We start from the raw sequence: 15536 nt of genomic DNA on the forward strand, positions 1-15536 counted from the left end.
AGTCCGATGTCCACCGACCGGATCGAAGTATTCGTTCACCCGAACGGCTCGCGCTACGCCGACGGCTCCCTGGGCTACCCGGTCGACTCGCTGATCACGGCGATGACGCTGATCCGTGCCCGGCGCGCACCGGGGCAGCGCGCGGTGGCCTGGATCGCGGGAGGGCACTACGCGCACCACGAGACGCTCCGGCTCGGCCCCGCCGACTCCTTCACCTCCTTCGTGGCGCTCGATGCCCAGGACCGGCCGGTCTTCGACGGGTCCACCCCGGTGACCGAGTGGCAGCCCGTGACCGTCAACGGGCACGCGCTGCTCGCGGCACCGGCACCGGCGCACGGGAGCCGCGCGCTCTACATCGAAGGAGAACGTCGCTCCCGCCCCCGCCTGCCCCGCGCCGGACGGCTGCGGATGGCCGGCGCCGGCGCGCTGGACCCGGCCGCGCACGGGGTCGGCACCATGTTCGACGGCGGGGACACCTTCACCTTCGCCGAGGGCGATGTCCCGGAGCTGTCCGAACCGGAGCGGGTGGAGGTGGTGGTGCCGCACTACTGGGTGCAGGAGAGGCTCCCGATCGGGACCATCGACCACGACACGCGCACCATCACGAGCCCGTACCGCAGCCTGTTCGCCCTGCGGGACGACAGCACCAAGAGGTTCGCCACCTACTACCTCGACAACGTCGTCGAGGCGCTGGGCGAGGACGGGGGCGAGTGGTACCTCGACACCACCGGCAGCATCAGCGGACTCGGCTCCCCGCACGTGCTGTACGCACCGCTGCCGGACGAGGATGCCGCCTCGCTGCGCGCGCACCTGCCGGTGATCGACAGCTTCGTAGTGATCGCGGGCAGTGCGGACGAGCCGGTCCGTGAGGTGCGCTTCGAGAACGTCGAGTTCGCCTATGCGGACTTCGCCACCGCGCCCGCCGCGGTCCCGCCCTTCGGGGTGCGGGAGGATCCGTTGCTACCGGCGGGCGAGTACGGCAGCGACATTCAGGCGGCCTGTCAGGTGCCGGCCGCGCTGCAGCTGCGGTACGCGCGCGCCTGCGCCATCGTCGGCGGCGGCATCTCCCACGTCGGTGGGTACGGGATCGAGCTCGGCGAGGGCACCCGTGGGGCGCTGGTCTCCGGCGTCGACATGACCGACCTGGGCGCCGGGGGCGTCCGGGCCGGGGGTGCAACCGAGGCGAGCGCGCCGGGATTCGTCAGCCACAACGAGGTCAGCGACTGCACGATCCGCTCCGGAGGCCGCACCTACCCCGGATGTGTGGGGATCCTGGTTCAGCACGGGGCGCATCACGTGATCGCGCACAACGAGGTCGCGGACATGCTCTACACCGCGATCTCGGTGGGGTGGGTCTGGGACTATCACGCCAGCGCCTCGGTCGGGAACATCATCGAGGGCAACCACCTGCACCACCTCGGGCAGGGCGAGCTCAACGACATGGGCGGGATCTACCTGCTCGGGATCGCACCGGGCACCGTCGTGCGAGGCAACCACATCCACGACGTCCGGTGCCGCAACTACGGCGGCTGGGGCATCTACCTGGACGAGGCGTCCTCGCACGTGGTGGTCGAGCAGAACACGGTGCACGACACCTCCAGCCAGTGCATGCACCTGCACTACGGACGGGAGAACATCGTCCGGGACAACCTGTTCGCGTTCGGCGGCGAGGGGCAGATCGCGGTCACCCGACCGGAGGAGCAGGTCGGGCTCACGGTGATGAACAACGTGATCCTCGGGCAGGGGCGACCGGCCTTCGGTGGGCACCACGAACGCCCGGACGACGTGCGCGCGTTCAACGTCCGTAGCGATCTCAACCTCATCTGGGACTACGCGGCCACGCACGGGTCCGTGATCGCCGCGAACGGCCGGGTCGAGGGATCCGGCCACGAGCGGGACTGGTCGCTGGTGCACCCCGCGGACGAGGAGTGGCTCGCCGCCGGCCACGACACCCACTCGGTGGTCACCGATCCGCTGCTGCGGGACCCGGAGGCGCGGGACTTCACACCGCTGGCGGGATCGCCGGCGCTAGCCAAGACCGTCACCCCGATCTCCGACGCCGGCCCGCGCCCCGCCGCGGAACGTCGCCACCCGCTCGGCCAGCCGACGTTGCCCGACCCCACCCCACCGACGCGGGCACGGTCGGTCTTCTAGCTGCGCGTGCGACAGCCCACCGGTTGGGCAACGTGGTGGCCGCTTCTGGGCCGACAACCGACCACAACCTTGCCCAACCCCTGCGTGGTCGGGTGGGGCGTCAGCCGCGCAGCTCCAGGTACTTCCCGATCAGCGCCTTGGTCGACGCATCCTGGGTCGCGAGCGACTCGGCGTCCCCGGCCACCGCGGGGGCGAGCTCACCGGCGAGCTGCTTGCCCAGCTCCACCCCCCACTGGTCGAAGGAGTCGATGCCCCAGACCACGCCCTGGACGAAGGTGATGTGCTCGTACAGGGCGATCAGCTGACCCAGCACGGACGGCGTCAGCGCGGGGGCCAGGACGGACGTCGTCGGGCGGTTCCCCTCGAACACCCGGGCCGGGACGATGGCCTCGGCCGTCCCCTCGGCGCGCACCTCCTCGGCGGTCTTGCCGAACGCGAGTGCCTTGGTCTGGGCGAAGAAGTTGGCGAGGAAGAGGCCGTGCACATCGGTCTCACCATCGGTCAGCGGGTGCGCCGGGTTCGCGACGGCGATGAAGTCGGCGGGGATGAGTCGGGTGCCTTGGTGGATCAGCTGGTAGAAGGCGTGCTGGCCGTTCGTGCCGGGCTCGCCCCAGAAGATCTCCCCGGTGTCGGTGGTGACGGGTGAGCCGTCCCAGCGAACGCTCTTGCCGTTGGACTCCATGGTGAGCTGCTGCAGATAGGCGGGGAACCGGTGCAGGTGCTGGGCGTAGGGCAGTACCGCGTGGCTCTCCGCACCGAGGAAGTTCACGTACCAGACGTTCAGCAGCCCCATCAGGACCGGCACGTTCTGCGCCAACGGGGCGGTGCGCAGGTGCTCGTCCACCGCGTGGAACCCGGCGAGGAACTCGGCGAAGCGCTCCGGGCCGATCGCGATCGCCAGGGAGGTGCCGATCGCAGAGTCCACCGAATAGCGGCCGCCCACCCAGTCCCAGAAGCCGAACGCGTTCTCCGGGTCGATACCGAACGCGGCCACCTTGTCCAAGGCGGTGGACACGGCCACGAAGTGCGCGGACACCGCGGCAGTGCGGGCGTCCTCGACGTTCTCGATCGCGCCGGCCGCCACCAGCCCTTCCCACAGCCACTCCCGCGCAAGACGCGCGTTGGTGAGCGTCTCCAGGGTGCCGAAGGTCTTCGACGCGACGATGAACAGGGTGGTCTCCGGGTCCAGGCCCTTGGTCGTCTCGGCCACGTCGGTGGGGTCGATGTTGGAGACGAAGCGCACCTCGAGCCCGTCGGCGACGTACGGCTGCAGCGCCTCGTACGCCATCACCGGGCCGAGGTCGGAGCCACCGATACCGATGTTCACCACGGTGCGCACCGGCTTGCCGGTCACCCCGGTCCACTCCCCGCTGCGCACCTTCTCCGCGAAGGCGTACATCTTCGCGAGCACGGCGTGCACGTCGGCATCGATGTCCTGCCCGTCCACGTGCAGGCTCGGCTCCGCACCGGCGGGCCGGCGCAGGGCGGTGTGCAGCACGGCGCGATCCTCGGTCACGTTGATGTGATCGCCGCGGAACATCGCCTCGATGCGCTCCCCCAGCTGTACCTCCTCGGCCAGCCGCACCAGCAGCGCCATCGTCTCGTCGGTGACCAGGTTCTTCGACAGGTCCACGTGCAGGTCGGCGACCTGGTGCGCGTGCCGCTGCGCACGGCCAGGGTCCTCGGCGAACCAGCCCCGCAGGTCGGGCTCGAGGGTGCGGCAGTGGTCGATCAGCTCGGCCCAGGTGGCGGTGCTGGTGACGTCGATCGGGGCGGTAGTCACATTCTCTCCCTGACAAGGTGCGGCGGGTGACGCCTCAACCGTAGACGGCTCGGGCAGGCATGGGAATCGAACAGGTGATCGCTGCGCACTACCCTGGGGCGATGGACAGTGCAGACTTCCGTCATCGGATGCTGGAGATCCAGGCCGAGCTCACCGATCTCGACCCCACCGCCGAGGGCACCGTCGATCGTGCGCAGGAGCTCGCCGACGAGATCGACCAGCTGGCCGCAGAACAGCGCGAGCGAGCCAACGAGCTGGCGGCCAAGGCGTTCGAGGCCAAGGTCGCCCGCACCGGAGTGGACGCACCGGAGAACCTCACCTCCGCCGTCGACCGTCTCACCGAGACCAGCGATCAGCGCACGGACGAGACCCGGTGACCCTCTCCCCCACCCAGGTACGCGCCCGGCTCGCCGCCCCGGACCTGCCGGAGACGCTGGCCCTGCTCGGCTTCACCGATGCCGACGCCCGGGACATGCTCGCCCTGTGCGGCCGTCTCCTCGATGACCCGGCTGCGATCGATCGGATCGCGGAGCTCGCGGGGCTGCTGCATGAGCGGGTCGGCGACGTCACCCGGGAGATCGCCGGGGAGGTGTGGCAGCTCTCCGACGGGCGACCGGGGGAACCCGATCGTGCGCTCGCCGCCCTCCTGGTGACCGTGCCGGAGGTGCGGGCCTTCCACCGCAGCCGCGGGATCAGCGACGCGATCTCGTGGCGCTCCCTGGCCGATCTCGGCCAGCAGGTGGCGGTGCACCGCCTCACATTCGGCGAGTTCGGCATCCACACCCACGGCTGGGTGCTGAACGCGTGGGCCGGCGGGCTGTACTGGCTGGGCCGGCTGCAGTACACGTTCGAACGCACCGACGAGGGGCTGTGCGCGTCGGCGCACATCCCGCGCACCGGGTCCCTGGCTCCGGCCGCGGTGGACGCCTCGTTCGCCCGGGTGGGCCCGTTCTTCGCCCGGCACTTCCCGGACCACCCGCTGGTGGGGCTGCACTGCATGAGTTGGCTGCTGGACCCGCAGCTGGCCGAGGTGCTGCCGGAACGGTCGAACATCGTGGCCTTCGGGACGCGCTGGGAACTCACCGGGCACAGCCAGCCGGGGAACGCCGATGTGCTGTTCTTCGTGTTCGCTCGCCGCGGGCAGGTCGATCTCGAGGCGCTGCCGGCCGAGTCGAGCCTGCAGCGCGGTGTGCTCGCACACCTGCGCGGTGGGGGCGAGTGGCGCACCTGCGCCGGCGTCGCGCCGTTGCCGATCGCCGACGGCGGAGCTCGCCGGAGTGGCGAGGTCACCAGTGCTGACGGTGCCGGGTGGCACGGTGCCGATCTCGCTGGCGCAGACGCCGTGGGCGCTGACCTTGCGAGCCCTGACCTTGCCAGGCCGGGCGCCGAGGTCCCGGAATCCTTGGTGCGACAGTTCCACGAGGTGTACCAGGTGCCGATGGGCGCGGAACCCTCGCTCGCCTCGCAGCGGGTGCCGATGCGGATGGCACTGATCGCTGAGGAGGCCGCCGAACTGGTCGCTGCCGTGTACGGCACGGCGGCCGGCGAGGTGATGGACGAGGCATACGCACGGGCGGTGACGTTGGATGACGGCGCACGGGACGTCGTCGAGGCGGCCGATGCGATCGGAGACCTCATCTACGTGCTGTATGGCATGGCCCTGGAATGCGGGATCCCGCTGGCCGACGTGCTCGCGGAGATCCAGGGTTCGAACCTGTCCAAGTTGGGTGCGGACGGGCGACCGATCCTGCGTGAGGACGGGAAGGTGCTCAAAGGGCCCGGGTACTACCGGCCCGACATCGCGGCAGTACTGGCGCGGCGTGGGTGGAGCGTGCCACCCACCTGACGGCAACCGGTCAGAAGATCGGCGGCATCGCGTCGACCAACGAGTCGATCGCCCACCAGGTGGCGCCGCCGCAGGCCAGCACGAAGGTCCCCGTCCAGACCCACCGCGGGAGCGGGGTCAGAGAGGCGAGCACTCCCGGGTCACTGCCCGCGGAGCGATCCCGCACCACGGCACCCAGGTGCCGCCAGGCGCCGAGCAGCAGGACCACGCCGATCAACAGCACGGCGATCGCTTGCCACCGTTCGTCGGCGAACCACCACAGGGTGCCGACGCCGGCGATGACGGCAATCATCACCACGGCCGTGAGGAACGAGCGGATTCGGATCAGCGAGCCGAGCAGGATCAGTTCCGCGATCGCGAGTACCGGTGCGGCCCAGCCGTGCAGGCTCAGCACTACTGCGACGGCACCCACGATGGCCGGTGCCGGGTAGCCCGCCCAGGTGGTGACCGCGCGACCGAACCCACGGGAGGGTCCATGCGTGATCGCATGGCCGGAGGCATCCATCCGTAGTACGAACCCGCTGAACCGGCGGCCGGCGAGGATGCCCACGACGGCGTGCCCCAGCTCGTGCACGAGCGTCACCGCGAGCCGCAGCGCGCGCCAGAGCGGACCGACCAGGATCGTGACCAGGGTGATCGCCAGCAGGATCGCGAGCTCGCGGTGAGTGAGCGCGACAGGGCCCGACGGTGCGATACGTTCGGCGATCTCGGCCCACAGTTCCACAGGCCGAGCCTAGGCGAGGCACCCGGGTGCCCGTACGAGGAATCCCTCATCGATCGCGCCGGATGGCCGGTCACCGGCTGGCGGCCGCTGCGTCGCCGGGTGTTCATCCGGAGTTCGTGCGGCGGCGCAAGGATGCTCGGGTCCCTACCGAAGGAGTTCCCCCGTGCGCCGATCCCGCACTGCCGCAGCGTGCCTCACCGTCGCTGTCTCCGGCCTGTTCGCCGGACTTGCCGCCGCTCCCGCTCAGGCGACGGACAGCGATATCCGCATCAACGAGGTGCAGTCGAACAGTGCGGACGACTCCCCCGATTTCGTCGAGCTGACCAACGTGGGGTCCGAGCCGGTGGACCTGTCCGGGTGGATCATCCGCGACGACGATGACACCCACACCTTCACCATCGCCGGTGACACGGAGCTGGAGCCGGGTAGTTTCGCCGTCTTCGAGACCAACGAGGTCGCTGACGGCTTCGGGTTGGGCTCGAACGACATGGCTCGCCTGTTCACCCCGGATGAGACCCTGGTCGATTCCTACACCTGGACCGACCACGCGTTCACCGAGGGGCGCGTGCCGGACGGCACCGGCGAGTTCACCGACACCGAGCCCACACCCGGCGCCGCGAACGTGGAGCGGAACGAGCCCGAGTGGTATGACGCCGAGGAGACGATCGCCGTCAACGAGGTGATGTCCGACGACCCCGGTGATGGTGAGGACTGGGTCGAGCTGGTCAACTACGGCGAGACCGAAGTGGACCTCTCGGGTTGGATCCTGCGGGACGACAGTGACCTCAAGGCCCTGCCGATCGCCGAGGGCGCCACGCTCGCGCCGGGCGAGTTCCTGGTGATCGAGACCAACGTCACCGACGACGGCTTCGGTCTTGGCAAGAACGACATGATCCGCGTCTACGTGGCCGATGGCCTCGGGCTGGTCGACTCCTACGAATGGACCGAGCACGCCGTCACCGAGGGCCGCGTGCCGGACGCGAGCGGCGTCTTCGTCAACACCCGCCCCACCCCGGGTTCGGCGAACGTGGCCCGGGAATCGGACAACCCGATCGTCATCAATGAGATCGAGTCCAACGGCGGTATCGGCGACTGGGTCGAACTGGCCAACATCGACACCGAGCAGTCCGTGGACCTGACCGGCTGGACGATCATCGACGGCGATCCCACGCACGAGCCGGTCGAGCTCTCCGGCGAGATCGAGTCCGGCGGCTACCGCGCATTCGAGACCGAGCCGAACTTCGGCCTCGGCGACCCGGACAGCGCCACCCTGCGCGACGCCGAGGGCACCGTGGTGGACTCGGTGGCCTGGCAGGACCACGCCCCCGTCACACTCGGGCGCTGCCCGGACATGACCGGCGACTTCGCCGAGACCTCCGAGAGCACCCACGAACTCCCGAACGCGTGCGACGAGATCGTCGAACCGGAGATCGAGGCCGAGCCGTGGCCCTTCGCCGACGAGGTCACCGACGCCGTGGCCGCGGGCACCTTCGGTGAGGACATGTCGGGCATCGACATCGCCACCGACGGCACCCTCTACGCCGTCAACAACGGCACCTCCGAGCTGGTCACGATGGTCGCCGAGGGCGATCAGTACGTGGTGACCGGCACCCAGGTGGTGACCTACCCCGACGGCGGAGGCCAGCCCGACACCGAGGGCGTCACCGTGACCGAGGACGGCCAGATCTTCGCCTCCACCGAGCGCGACAACGCCGCCGGTGGCACCAGTCGCCCGTCGGTGCTGCGCGTGGACGCCGAGACCGGGACCGCCACGCACGAGTGGAACCTCGCCGAGATCACCGGCCAACTCAGCGCGAACGGTGGCCTGGAGGGGATCGAGTGGATCTCCGACGCCGACGCCACTGCCCTCGAAGTCCGTGATGGCGCCGGCGCGGTCTACGACCCGGCCGCGTACGGCGAGCACTTCGGTGGCATCTTCGCCGTGGCCGTGGAGTCGACTGGTGACGTCCACCTGGTGGTCCTGGAGTCTGACGGCACCGCCACCCACCTGCAGTCCGTCGCCCCGAGCGAGGCCATGCCGGCAGCGATGGGCCTGGACTGGCGCGCCGGCGCCAACGAGCTGTGGGTGCTGTGCGACGAGGCGTGCGACAACCGCACCGCGGCGCTCAGCTTCGACGGCGGCGAGCTCACCCGGTCGACCACGTACCACGCGCCGAGCGGGATGAACCCGAGCTTCACGAACGAGGGTGTGGCGATGGCGTGGTGCGCGCTGGATCCGGCGCTGGACCCGACGGTGCTGTGGATCTCCGACACCGCTCACGACGGGGTGTCGCTGCGGGCAGCCGCCGGTCAGGAATGCGTGGAGCCGACCGATCCATCGGACCCCGAGCCGACCGACCCGGGACCGACGCAACCGACCGATCCCGCTCCCCCGGTGGGTGCCGAGGTTCCGACACCTACACCCGCAGAAGACCTGACCGACGCCACCCGCGGTGACGTGACCGTCCCGGTCACCGCCGAGCGCGGCGAGACGATCCAGGTCACGATCCCCGGCGCGGCCGGTCAGGTCGTCCATGTGTGGCTGCACTCGGACCCGGTGCTGCTCACCACGGGCTCGGTGACCACGGACGGGACGATCGCCGTCACCATCGCCGCCGACGCTACGCTCGGTGACCACCAGATCGTCGTGCAGACCGAGGACGGCACGCTGCTCGGCTGGGCACCGCTGGAGCTCGTCGAGGGCGCGGGGAGCGATACGGACGGTGACGGTGCCCTTGCCACGACGGGGGCCGCCGTCGGGCCGGGACTGGGACTGGCCGCCCTGGCGGCGCTGCTGCTCGGCGTACTGCTGCTCGGCGCCAAGGTCTGGGTGGCCAGGCGCACGAACGCCTGACCGATGCCAGAGGGCCGCACCCGATCGGGTGCGGCCCTCTGGCATGTCAGCGGCTGCTCTTCTCCCGGAGACTGCAGCCGGGCCAGCAGCAGGGTCGGCGCATCCCCTCCTCGAGTTCTTCCCGGGTGCGCCGGATCCTCCGCTCGCGGGTCTTCTGCTGCTTGGCATCGGTGACCCAGCAGATGAACTCGTTGCGCGCGAGCGGGGTGATGTCGTGCCAGGCGGCGAGCGCCTCCTCGTGCGCGGTCAGCTCGTCGCGGAGATCGTCGGGGAGGCCGTGCACGGTGCCGGCCGGGAGCGCGGACATGTCTCGATGGTAGGCGCCGATGGTGCCAGCTCCCCATTCTGGTGACGGCGCCCGCTCCCATAGGGTGACCGGCATGACAGAGACCTTCCCGCAGCTGACCGTGCGTCAACGACTGAGCCTGATGACGAACCGTTTCGAGATCCGCCACGGTGGGAAGGAAGGCCGCGTCCTAGCGATCGCGCAGCAGAAGCGTCTGGCGATGAAGGAGCAGGTCACCTTCTACGCCGACGAGGAGCGGACGCAGCCGCTGTTCGGCTTCAAGGCACAGCAGGTGATGGACCTCGGCGCGACCTATGACATCGTCGACGCGGCCGACCAGCAGATCGGCTGGTTCCGCAAGGACTTCGGCAAGAGCCTGTTCAACTCCACGTTCCACGTCGGCGTTCCCGCACAAGGACTGGAAGGAGCCGGCAGTGAGCGGAACGGGTTCGTGGCGTTCGCCCGCCGGTTCCTCGACATCGGCTGGCCGGTGCACTTCGACTACGCCGCTGCGGATGGCACCCCGATCCTGGCGATCGAGCGGGCCTGGATGCTGCGGGACACCTACGACGTGACCCTGCCGGCTGCACCCAACGGCGCTCGCCTGGACTGGCGGGTGGCGGCGGCGTTGACGGTGGGGATGGACGTGCTGCTCGCGCGGTGACTCAGCGGCGGTTCGCGCGTTTCTCCAGCGCCTGCACATCCACGAGGTCGATCCCGCGGTAGCGCACCGCGATCCACCCGGACCTCTCGAGATCCTTGAGCACCTTGTTCAGGGACGGTCGCTGTACACCGAGCATCGCCGCCAGAGTGCGTTGCGGGAGCTCCACGTGACCCTCGACCGACTCGTCCAGCAGCAGCCGGGCGAGCTGGACCGGCAGCGGCTGCCCGAGCAGGTTCATCAGGCGTGCCTGACTGGACGCGAGCCGCATCGCAATGCTGGTGATCCAGCGGCGAGCGATGTGCGGATGGGTCGCGAGCAGATCGTCGAAGTCGCTCGAGGCGAGGAACAGCACGGTCCCCTCCGAGTCCGAACGCGCCGTGTACGGCGTGGGCATCGACATCAGCAACGGCACGTCGCCATCGACATCGCCGGGCCGGAGCACCCGGATCACCGTTCGCGCCCGGCCCGAGCCGATCGACAGTTCGGCGGTTCCGGCACGTACGATCCAGACCCCGGCTGAGTCCGTGCCCTCGGTGAACAGCACCTGCCCGGGCACCATCGGCCGAGGGCGCACCACGTGCGCGAGCGCGGACACATCGGCAGGAGTGAGCGGAGCGTGCGCGTCGTTGCCGACGCATCGGGCGACCCAGGCGGCCTGGCGCACCTGATCGTCCGGGACCTCACCGCCGAGGCGCCGCACGGTCCCGGAGAGAGCAGCGAGCGGATCGCCATTCATCCGTTCATCGTCTCAGCCCTGCTCTCACCGGGCATGTGTGTCAGTGGCCCCGGTGCCGAAGCCCGAACAATGTGCCTCCCAGTGCGATCCCGTAGATCACGTGGCCCATCAGGGACTGCAGCGTCATCGCGTTGATCTCCAGCACCGGCTCACCCAGCCATACCGGCATGATCAGCAGCGCCCCGACGACCCACACGATCGCTCCGTAGACGGCCCCGCCGATCAGCAGGCCGGGGAGACCTGCGCGCGTCCACAGCACGGCGAAGAGCACTCCGAAGCCGGCCGCGATCGCGAGATGTACGACGCCTCCGACGACCGGACTGTTGCTGCCCACCAGCATGGCGACCGTCTCGAGCATCCCCATCATCGCCATGAGGACGCCGAACAGGATTCCGCCGACCAGACCTCCGATGATCCCTGCCAACCCCCGGGCGACGACGCCAGTGTGCTCGGCCGCGTCGTGGGAGTGTCCATGCGCATGCGTTGTCATGATCTGACCTCCTCATCGCCGCGTCCCGGGTGGACGCGTGGCACCACGCTGGCCCTCCCGTTCGCCGTATGGCGCAACATTGTCAGCGCGCTGACAATCTCCTGGCCGTGCACCCGGAGCTCACGACGTGACGGCGTGGTCGAGCTCCGCTAGTGCTCACCGCCGTTCCCGGCCGAGCCCGCCTCAGCGGCCAGCCGCAGCACGTCGTCCACCGACCAGTGGTCGTCGGCATGGGCCCCGTAGCCGACGGCGAGGATGCGCGCGTCCGGGGCGATCAGGAAGTCGGCGGGCAGGCCGAGATGGCCGCTGCCGTCGTCGGCGGGCAGGCTCGGCGGCTGTTTCAGCCACCCCGCGGTCGCAGCCAGCCACGCCTTCGGGTGGGTGATGGCGCGCCAGGACTGCTCCACCCCGAACTCCCGGTACAGATGTTTGCCCGGGTCGGGGATCAGCGGGAACGGGAAACCGAGCGCGAGCGGGGTGAGCACCTCGTGAGAGGAGTGGAACACGGCCACCTCGGCGATCCCGGCGCGGCGGATCTCGTCGTGCCGGTCCACGAAAAACCTCAGGTGGCGGTTGCAGATCGGGCAACCGGCGTACCGCCGGAACTGCAGGTGCATCAGACGCTCGGAGTCGGGGACCTCGACCGCGCCGGACTCACCTGCGGCGTCCAGGCTCCGGTACGGCACGTGCATCCCGATGCGCATGGCTCCGGTGCCGTGGGGAGGACGTCTCGTGCTCATGGTCTCCGTCCGGTCTGCGGGCTGCTCGACTCTCAGCGCGCGGTGACGCATCCACCGTGCGAGCTGTCACCGCGCTGACACCTACGGTACGGAGACATCTGCTCCACCGCTGTGGACGAACGCAGCCGCTGTCGGTGGGAGCGGGCAGGATGGGGGTGATGACTTCCACCGCCGAGATCCTCGCCACCACCATCCGCTCTGTGGCCGGCCCGGATGCCGCCCCGCGCGCCGATCAGGAACGCGCGGTGGTCGAGCTGGTCGACAACGGCCGGCGTGTGCTCGTGGTGCAGGCCACCGGGTGGGGGAAATCTGCTGTCTATTGGGGCGCGACGGCGGCCCTGCGCTCCCGTGGGGCCGGCCCCACGCTCGTGGTGTCACCACTCCTGGCACTCATGCGGGACCAGATCGCGGCGGCGGAGCGGGCCGGGCTGGCCGCCGCCACGATCAACTCCACGAACATCGAGGAGTGGGACGACGTGCTCGGTGCACTCGCCGCCGGGCGGATCGACGTGCTGCTGATCTCCCCGGAACGGCTCGCGAACCCTCGGTTCGCCGATCGCCTGCCGGACCTGCTCGCCTCCACCGGCATGCTGGTGATCGACGAGGCGCACTGCGTCTCGGACTGGGGCTTCGACTTCCGCCCGGACTACCAGCGGCTCACCCGCACGCTTCTGCACCTCGCACCCGGCACCCCCGTGCTGGCCACCACGGCGACGGCGAACGAACGGGTGACGGCCGACGTCGCCGACCAGCTCGGTACGGATGGCACGGAGGCGTTGACCCTGCGTGGCTCCCTCGCACGTGCGTCGTTGCGGCTCGCGGTGGTCCCGGGCCTGAGCCCGCTGGACCGGTACGCGTGGGTGGCCGAGGCACTGGGCCGGCTGCCCGGGTCCGGGATCGTGTACGCCCTCACCGTGGCCGAGGCGGAACGGGTGGCGGGATTCCTGCGGGAGCAGGGCCTGGACGTGGCCGCCTACACCGGGCAGACGGAGAATCGCACGGAGCTCGAGGACAGGCTCCGGGACAACCAGGTGAAGGCATTGGTGGCGACCTCCGCGCTCGGGATGGGCTACGACAAACCCGACCTGGCGTTCTGCATCCACCTCGGATCGCCCGCCTCCCCGGTGGCCTATTACCAGCAGGTGGGGCGTGCAGGGCGCGCGTTGGACAACGCGACGGCCGTGCTGGTTCCCTCCGACGCGGACGAACGCATCTGGGAGTACTTTGCCACGGCAGGCATCCCCGACCCGGAGCAGGTGGACCAGGTGCTCGACGTGCTCGGCCGGGCCGCCATGGGCGATCCGGAGTCCGGCGCGCCGGCCGAAGCGGTCTCGGAGACGGCGCTGTCCACGGCCACCGGGATCCGGCCCGGACGGTTGTCCACGCTGCTGAAGATCATCGCCGTCGACGGCGTGGTGGAGCGAGTGCGGGGCGGCTGGGTCGGGACCGGGAAGCCGTGGCACTACGACGAGCAGAAGTGGGCAGGGCTGCGGAAGGTGCGCGCTGCCGAGGCCGATCTGATGCGCCGGTACGCCCACGGTGAGGGATGCCTGATGCAGTTCCTGCAGGTGGCGCTGGACGATCCGGATCCGCGCCCGTGCGGGCGGTGCTCGGTGTGCGACGGGCACCTGCCCGAACCCGGCGAGCGCCCCGGCGAAGAGATGGTGGCCGCGGCACGGACCTACTTCCGCGGCCTGGACGCGGTGGTGGAGCCGCGCAAGTTGTGGCCCTCCGGCGTGGACGGGGTGCGCGGGAAGATCGGGCCGATCATTGCGCCCGGGCGGGCGGTCGCGTTCGCGGACGACCCGGCGTGGTCGGACGTGCTGGCCCGGATGTGGCAGCGGGACGAGCCTGCTCCTGCCGAGATCCTTGCGGCGGCGGTGGCCACGCTGAGCCGGTGGGCACGGCATTGGGAACGCCCGACGGCGGTCGTTCCGATGCCGTCACGACGGTTCCCCCAGCTGGTGGGTTCCGTGGCAGCGCACCTGTCCCAGGTGGGGCGCCTTCCGCTGGTGGAGGCCCTGGAGGTGACCGGGCCGCGACCGACGGAGGACGCGACGTCGGGGATGCGGGTGCGTGAACTGCTCGCCCGCACCCGGGCGCTCGACGGTGTGGAACTGTCCGGGCCGGTGCTGCTGGTTGACGACGCGATCCGGACTCGATGGACCGTGACGGTGGCGGCGCACCTGCTCGGTCAGGCCGGGGCGACGTCGGTCTTGCCGTTCGCCGTGCACCAGTTGCCCTGACGGGCGCCTCAACTGGCGGCGCGAACCTTACCCTGCCAGTGGTGCGGCTCGAGCGCCGGCGCGTCCTCGACGGCGAACCCGGCGCAGGCTCGTGCGTGCGCAATGACATCTTCGAGCAGGGCCCGGAGCCGATCCTCGGCGTCGTTGACGCAGGCGTCCGCGATCCCGCGCGCTGCGATCTCAGTGATGGTGCCTGCCGACGACCGTTCGGATCCCGGGTGGCCGGCGGCCCCTATGGTTCCCACGAAGTCCCGCGCCCAGGCATGCAGCGCCGGTTGGTCCTCGAGTGCGCGGCGAGCACGGTGACACACTTCGACGCTGGCTGCGGTGCGGTAGGTGCCGAACGTCCCCACCGTGCGTCCGATGCCCACGGCAAGGCCACGTTGGCGACTCTGCGAGGCGATCGGAAGTGCATGCACGGCAGCGATCAGGGCGACCTCGTCCTCGAACCCTGGGCCGAGGTGCCGCAGCCCGATCACCGACGGAATCAGCGGGGCCAGCCGTGAACGGGCACGATCCGGGGTGAGGTCGTTGACCAGTCGGGCCAGCCGGGCAAGGGCTTCGTCCGTACAACCAGGCGCGTCGCTCCAGGACTCACCGGCCAGGTAGGAGACGAGCTCCATGAAGCACGCCCCGCGCCGCGGATTCCGGTGCCGCCCTCGAGCCAGCATCGGCATCGACATAGGTGCAGTGGCAGACATTCTCGACACCTCCACGTGGGATGAGTCACTCCATTATCGACGGGTTCTGTGCCCCCCGCCAGTGCAGCAGCAGCCGGACTCAGGCTGCGGAAGGCCCGTCGGTGTGGTTGTTCGCCGGCAGTCTCGACGCCTGGTTGTCCACAGATGTGGGTCCGATACCCCTTCCCGGGGCGCCTTGTCCACAGGTGCACGCCCGATGCACCTTCATCCACAGGCGGAGGCGGACTTTTCGTTGCAATACCAACGATTACTCTTGACTGAGGCGAACAACAGTTCTAGACTGTAAGGCAGGAAACAGGGCCGGATTCGGGG

General features: G+C 70.0%; 13 protein-coding genes. 6 read left to right on the forward strand and 7 right to left on the reverse strand.

Going from position 1 to position 15536, the window contains the following annotated elements:
• Positions 1-6 precede the first annotated feature (6 nt).
• Positions 7-2154 carry a right-handed parallel beta-helix repeat-containing protein gene (locus BLU77_RS12040; RefSeq protein WP_089773389.1) on the forward strand — a complete coding sequence of 716 codons (2148 nt, stop codon included), beginning with the start codon at positions 7-9 and terminating at the stop codon, positions 2152-2154.
• 100 nt (positions 2155-2254) lie between these two features.
• Here the strand turns inward: BLU77_RS12040 and pgi are convergent, their stop codons facing one another.
• Positions 2255-3937, reverse strand: coding sequence for a glucose-6-phosphate isomerase (gene pgi, locus BLU77_RS12045; protein ID WP_089773390.1), 1683 nt, complete (start codon positions 3935-3937; stop codon positions 2255-2257).
• 101 nt (positions 3938-4038) lie between these two features.
• On the opposite strand from pgi, the gene BLU77_RS12050 reads away from it, so the two are divergent.
• On the forward strand, positions 4039-4314 hold the full coding sequence (locus BLU77_RS12050; protein ID WP_139177751.1) for a hypothetical protein: 276 nt from the start codon (positions 4039-4041) through the stop codon (positions 4312-4314).
• Positions 4311-5783 carry an acyltransferase domain-containing protein gene (locus BLU77_RS22125; protein ID WP_175477077.1) on the forward strand — a complete coding sequence of 491 codons (1473 nt, stop codon included), beginning with the start codon at positions 4311-4313 and terminating at the stop codon, positions 5781-5783. The genes BLU77_RS12050 and BLU77_RS22125 overlap by 4 nt, the downstream gene beginning before the upstream one ends.
• 10 nt (positions 5784-5793) lie before the next feature.
• Here BLU77_RS22125 and BLU77_RS12060 read toward each other — a convergent pair whose 3' ends face one another.
• A complete protein-coding gene (locus BLU77_RS12060; RefSeq protein WP_089773392.1) occupies positions 5794-6507 on the reverse strand; it encodes a M50 family metallopeptidase in 714 nt (237 codons plus the stop codon).
• A 163-nt stretch (positions 6508-6670) separates the two neighbouring features.
• On the opposite strand from BLU77_RS12060, the gene BLU77_RS12065 reads away from it, so the two are divergent.
• Positions 6671-9361, forward strand: coding sequence for a lamin tail domain-containing protein (locus BLU77_RS12065; protein WP_089773393.1), 2691 nt, complete (start codon positions 6671-6673; stop codon positions 9359-9361).
• 46 nt (positions 9362-9407) lie between these two features.
• Here the strand turns inward: BLU77_RS12065 and BLU77_RS12070 are convergent, their stop codons facing one another.
• Positions 9408-9668, reverse strand: coding sequence for a YdeI/OmpD-associated family protein (locus BLU77_RS12070; RefSeq protein WP_089773394.1), 261 nt, complete (start codon positions 9666-9668; stop codon positions 9408-9410).
• A gap of 73 nt (positions 9669-9741) precedes the next feature.
• On the opposite strand from BLU77_RS12070, the gene BLU77_RS12075 reads away from it, so the two are divergent.
• Entirely contained in the window at positions 9742-10311 is a 570-nt protein-coding gene (locus tag BLU77_RS12075) for an LURP-one-related family protein (protein WP_089773395.1), read from the forward strand.
• A gap of 1 nt (position 10312) precedes the next feature.
• On the opposite strand, the gene BLU77_RS12080 is transcribed toward BLU77_RS12075, so the two are convergent.
• The 3 genes from BLU77_RS12080 to BLU77_RS12090 form a co-directional block, all read right to left on the reverse strand.
• Complete coding sequence (locus BLU77_RS12080) at positions 10313-11047, reverse strand: Crp/Fnr family transcriptional regulator (RefSeq protein WP_089773396.1); 735 nt, start codon at positions 11045-11047, stop codon at positions 10313-10315.
• Between the two features lie 40 nt (positions 11048-11087).
• Positions 11088-11537: a hypothetical protein gene (locus tag BLU77_RS12085; protein ID WP_089773397.1), complete on the reverse strand. Its 450-nt coding sequence runs from the start codon at positions 11535-11537 to the stop codon at positions 11088-11090.
• 149 nt (positions 11538-11686) lie between these two features.
• Positions 11687-12277 (reverse strand): peroxiredoxin-like family protein, encoded by a 591-nt coding sequence (locus BLU77_RS12090; RefSeq protein WP_217632440.1) that lies wholly within the window; start codon positions 12275-12277, stop codon positions 11687-11689.
• Between the two features lie 158 nt (positions 12278-12435).
• Here BLU77_RS12090 and BLU77_RS12095 point away from each other — a divergent pair, with 158 nt between their 5' ends.
• The gene (locus BLU77_RS12095; RefSeq protein WP_089773399.1) at positions 12436-14523 is read left to right on the forward strand and encodes a RecQ family ATP-dependent DNA helicase; all 2088 of its coding nucleotides are present in this window, start codon (positions 12436-12438) and stop codon (positions 14521-14523) included.
• 8 nt (positions 14524-14531) lie between these two features.
• On the opposite strand, the gene BLU77_RS12100 is transcribed toward BLU77_RS12095, so the two are convergent.
• The gene (locus tag BLU77_RS12100) at positions 14532-15224 is read right to left on the reverse strand and encodes a hypothetical protein (RefSeq protein WP_139177752.1); all 693 of its coding nucleotides are present in this window, start codon (positions 15222-15224) and stop codon (positions 14532-14534) included.
• Between the last annotated feature and the right edge of the window lie 312 nt (positions 15225-15536).

The organism is Ruania alba (genome assembly GCF_900105765.1).
GTDB lineage: Bacteria > Actinomycetota > Actinomycetes > Actinomycetales > Beutenbergiaceae > Ruania > Ruania alba.

Coding starts and splice junctions, on each gene's coding strand:
- BLU77_RS12095 (WP_089773399.1), top strand. CDS start 12,436: ATGACTTCCACCGCCGAGATCCTCGCCACCACCATCCGCTCTGTGGCC.
- BLU77_RS12040 (WP_089773389.1), top strand. CDS start 7: ATGTCCACCGACCGGATCGAAGTATTCGTTCACCCGAACGGCTCGCGC.
- BLU77_RS12100 (WP_139177752.1), bottom strand. CDS start 15,224: ATGTCTGCCACTGCACCTATGTCGATGCCGATGCTGGCTCGAGGGCGG.
- BLU77_RS12085 (WP_089773397.1), bottom strand. CDS start 11,537: ATGACAACGCATGCGCATGGACACTCCCACGACGCGGCCGAGCACACT.
- BLU77_RS12080 (WP_089773396.1), bottom strand. CDS start 11,047: ATGAATGGCGATCCGCTCGCTGCTCTCTCCGGGACCGTGCGGCGCCTC.
- BLU77_RS12090 (WP_217632440.1), bottom strand. CDS start 12,277: ATGAGCACGAGACGTCCTCCCCACGGCACCGGAGCCATGCGCATCGGG.
- BLU77_RS12070 (WP_089773394.1), bottom strand. CDS start 9,668: ATGTCCGCGCTCCCGGCCGGCACCGTGCACGGCCTCCCCGACGATCTC.
- BLU77_RS12050 (WP_139177751.1), top strand. CDS start 4,039: ATGGACAGTGCAGACTTCCGTCATCGGATGCTGGAGATCCAGGCCGAG.
- BLU77_RS12075 (WP_089773395.1), top strand. CDS start 9,742: ATGACAGAGACCTTCCCGCAGCTGACCGTGCGTCAACGACTGAGCCTG.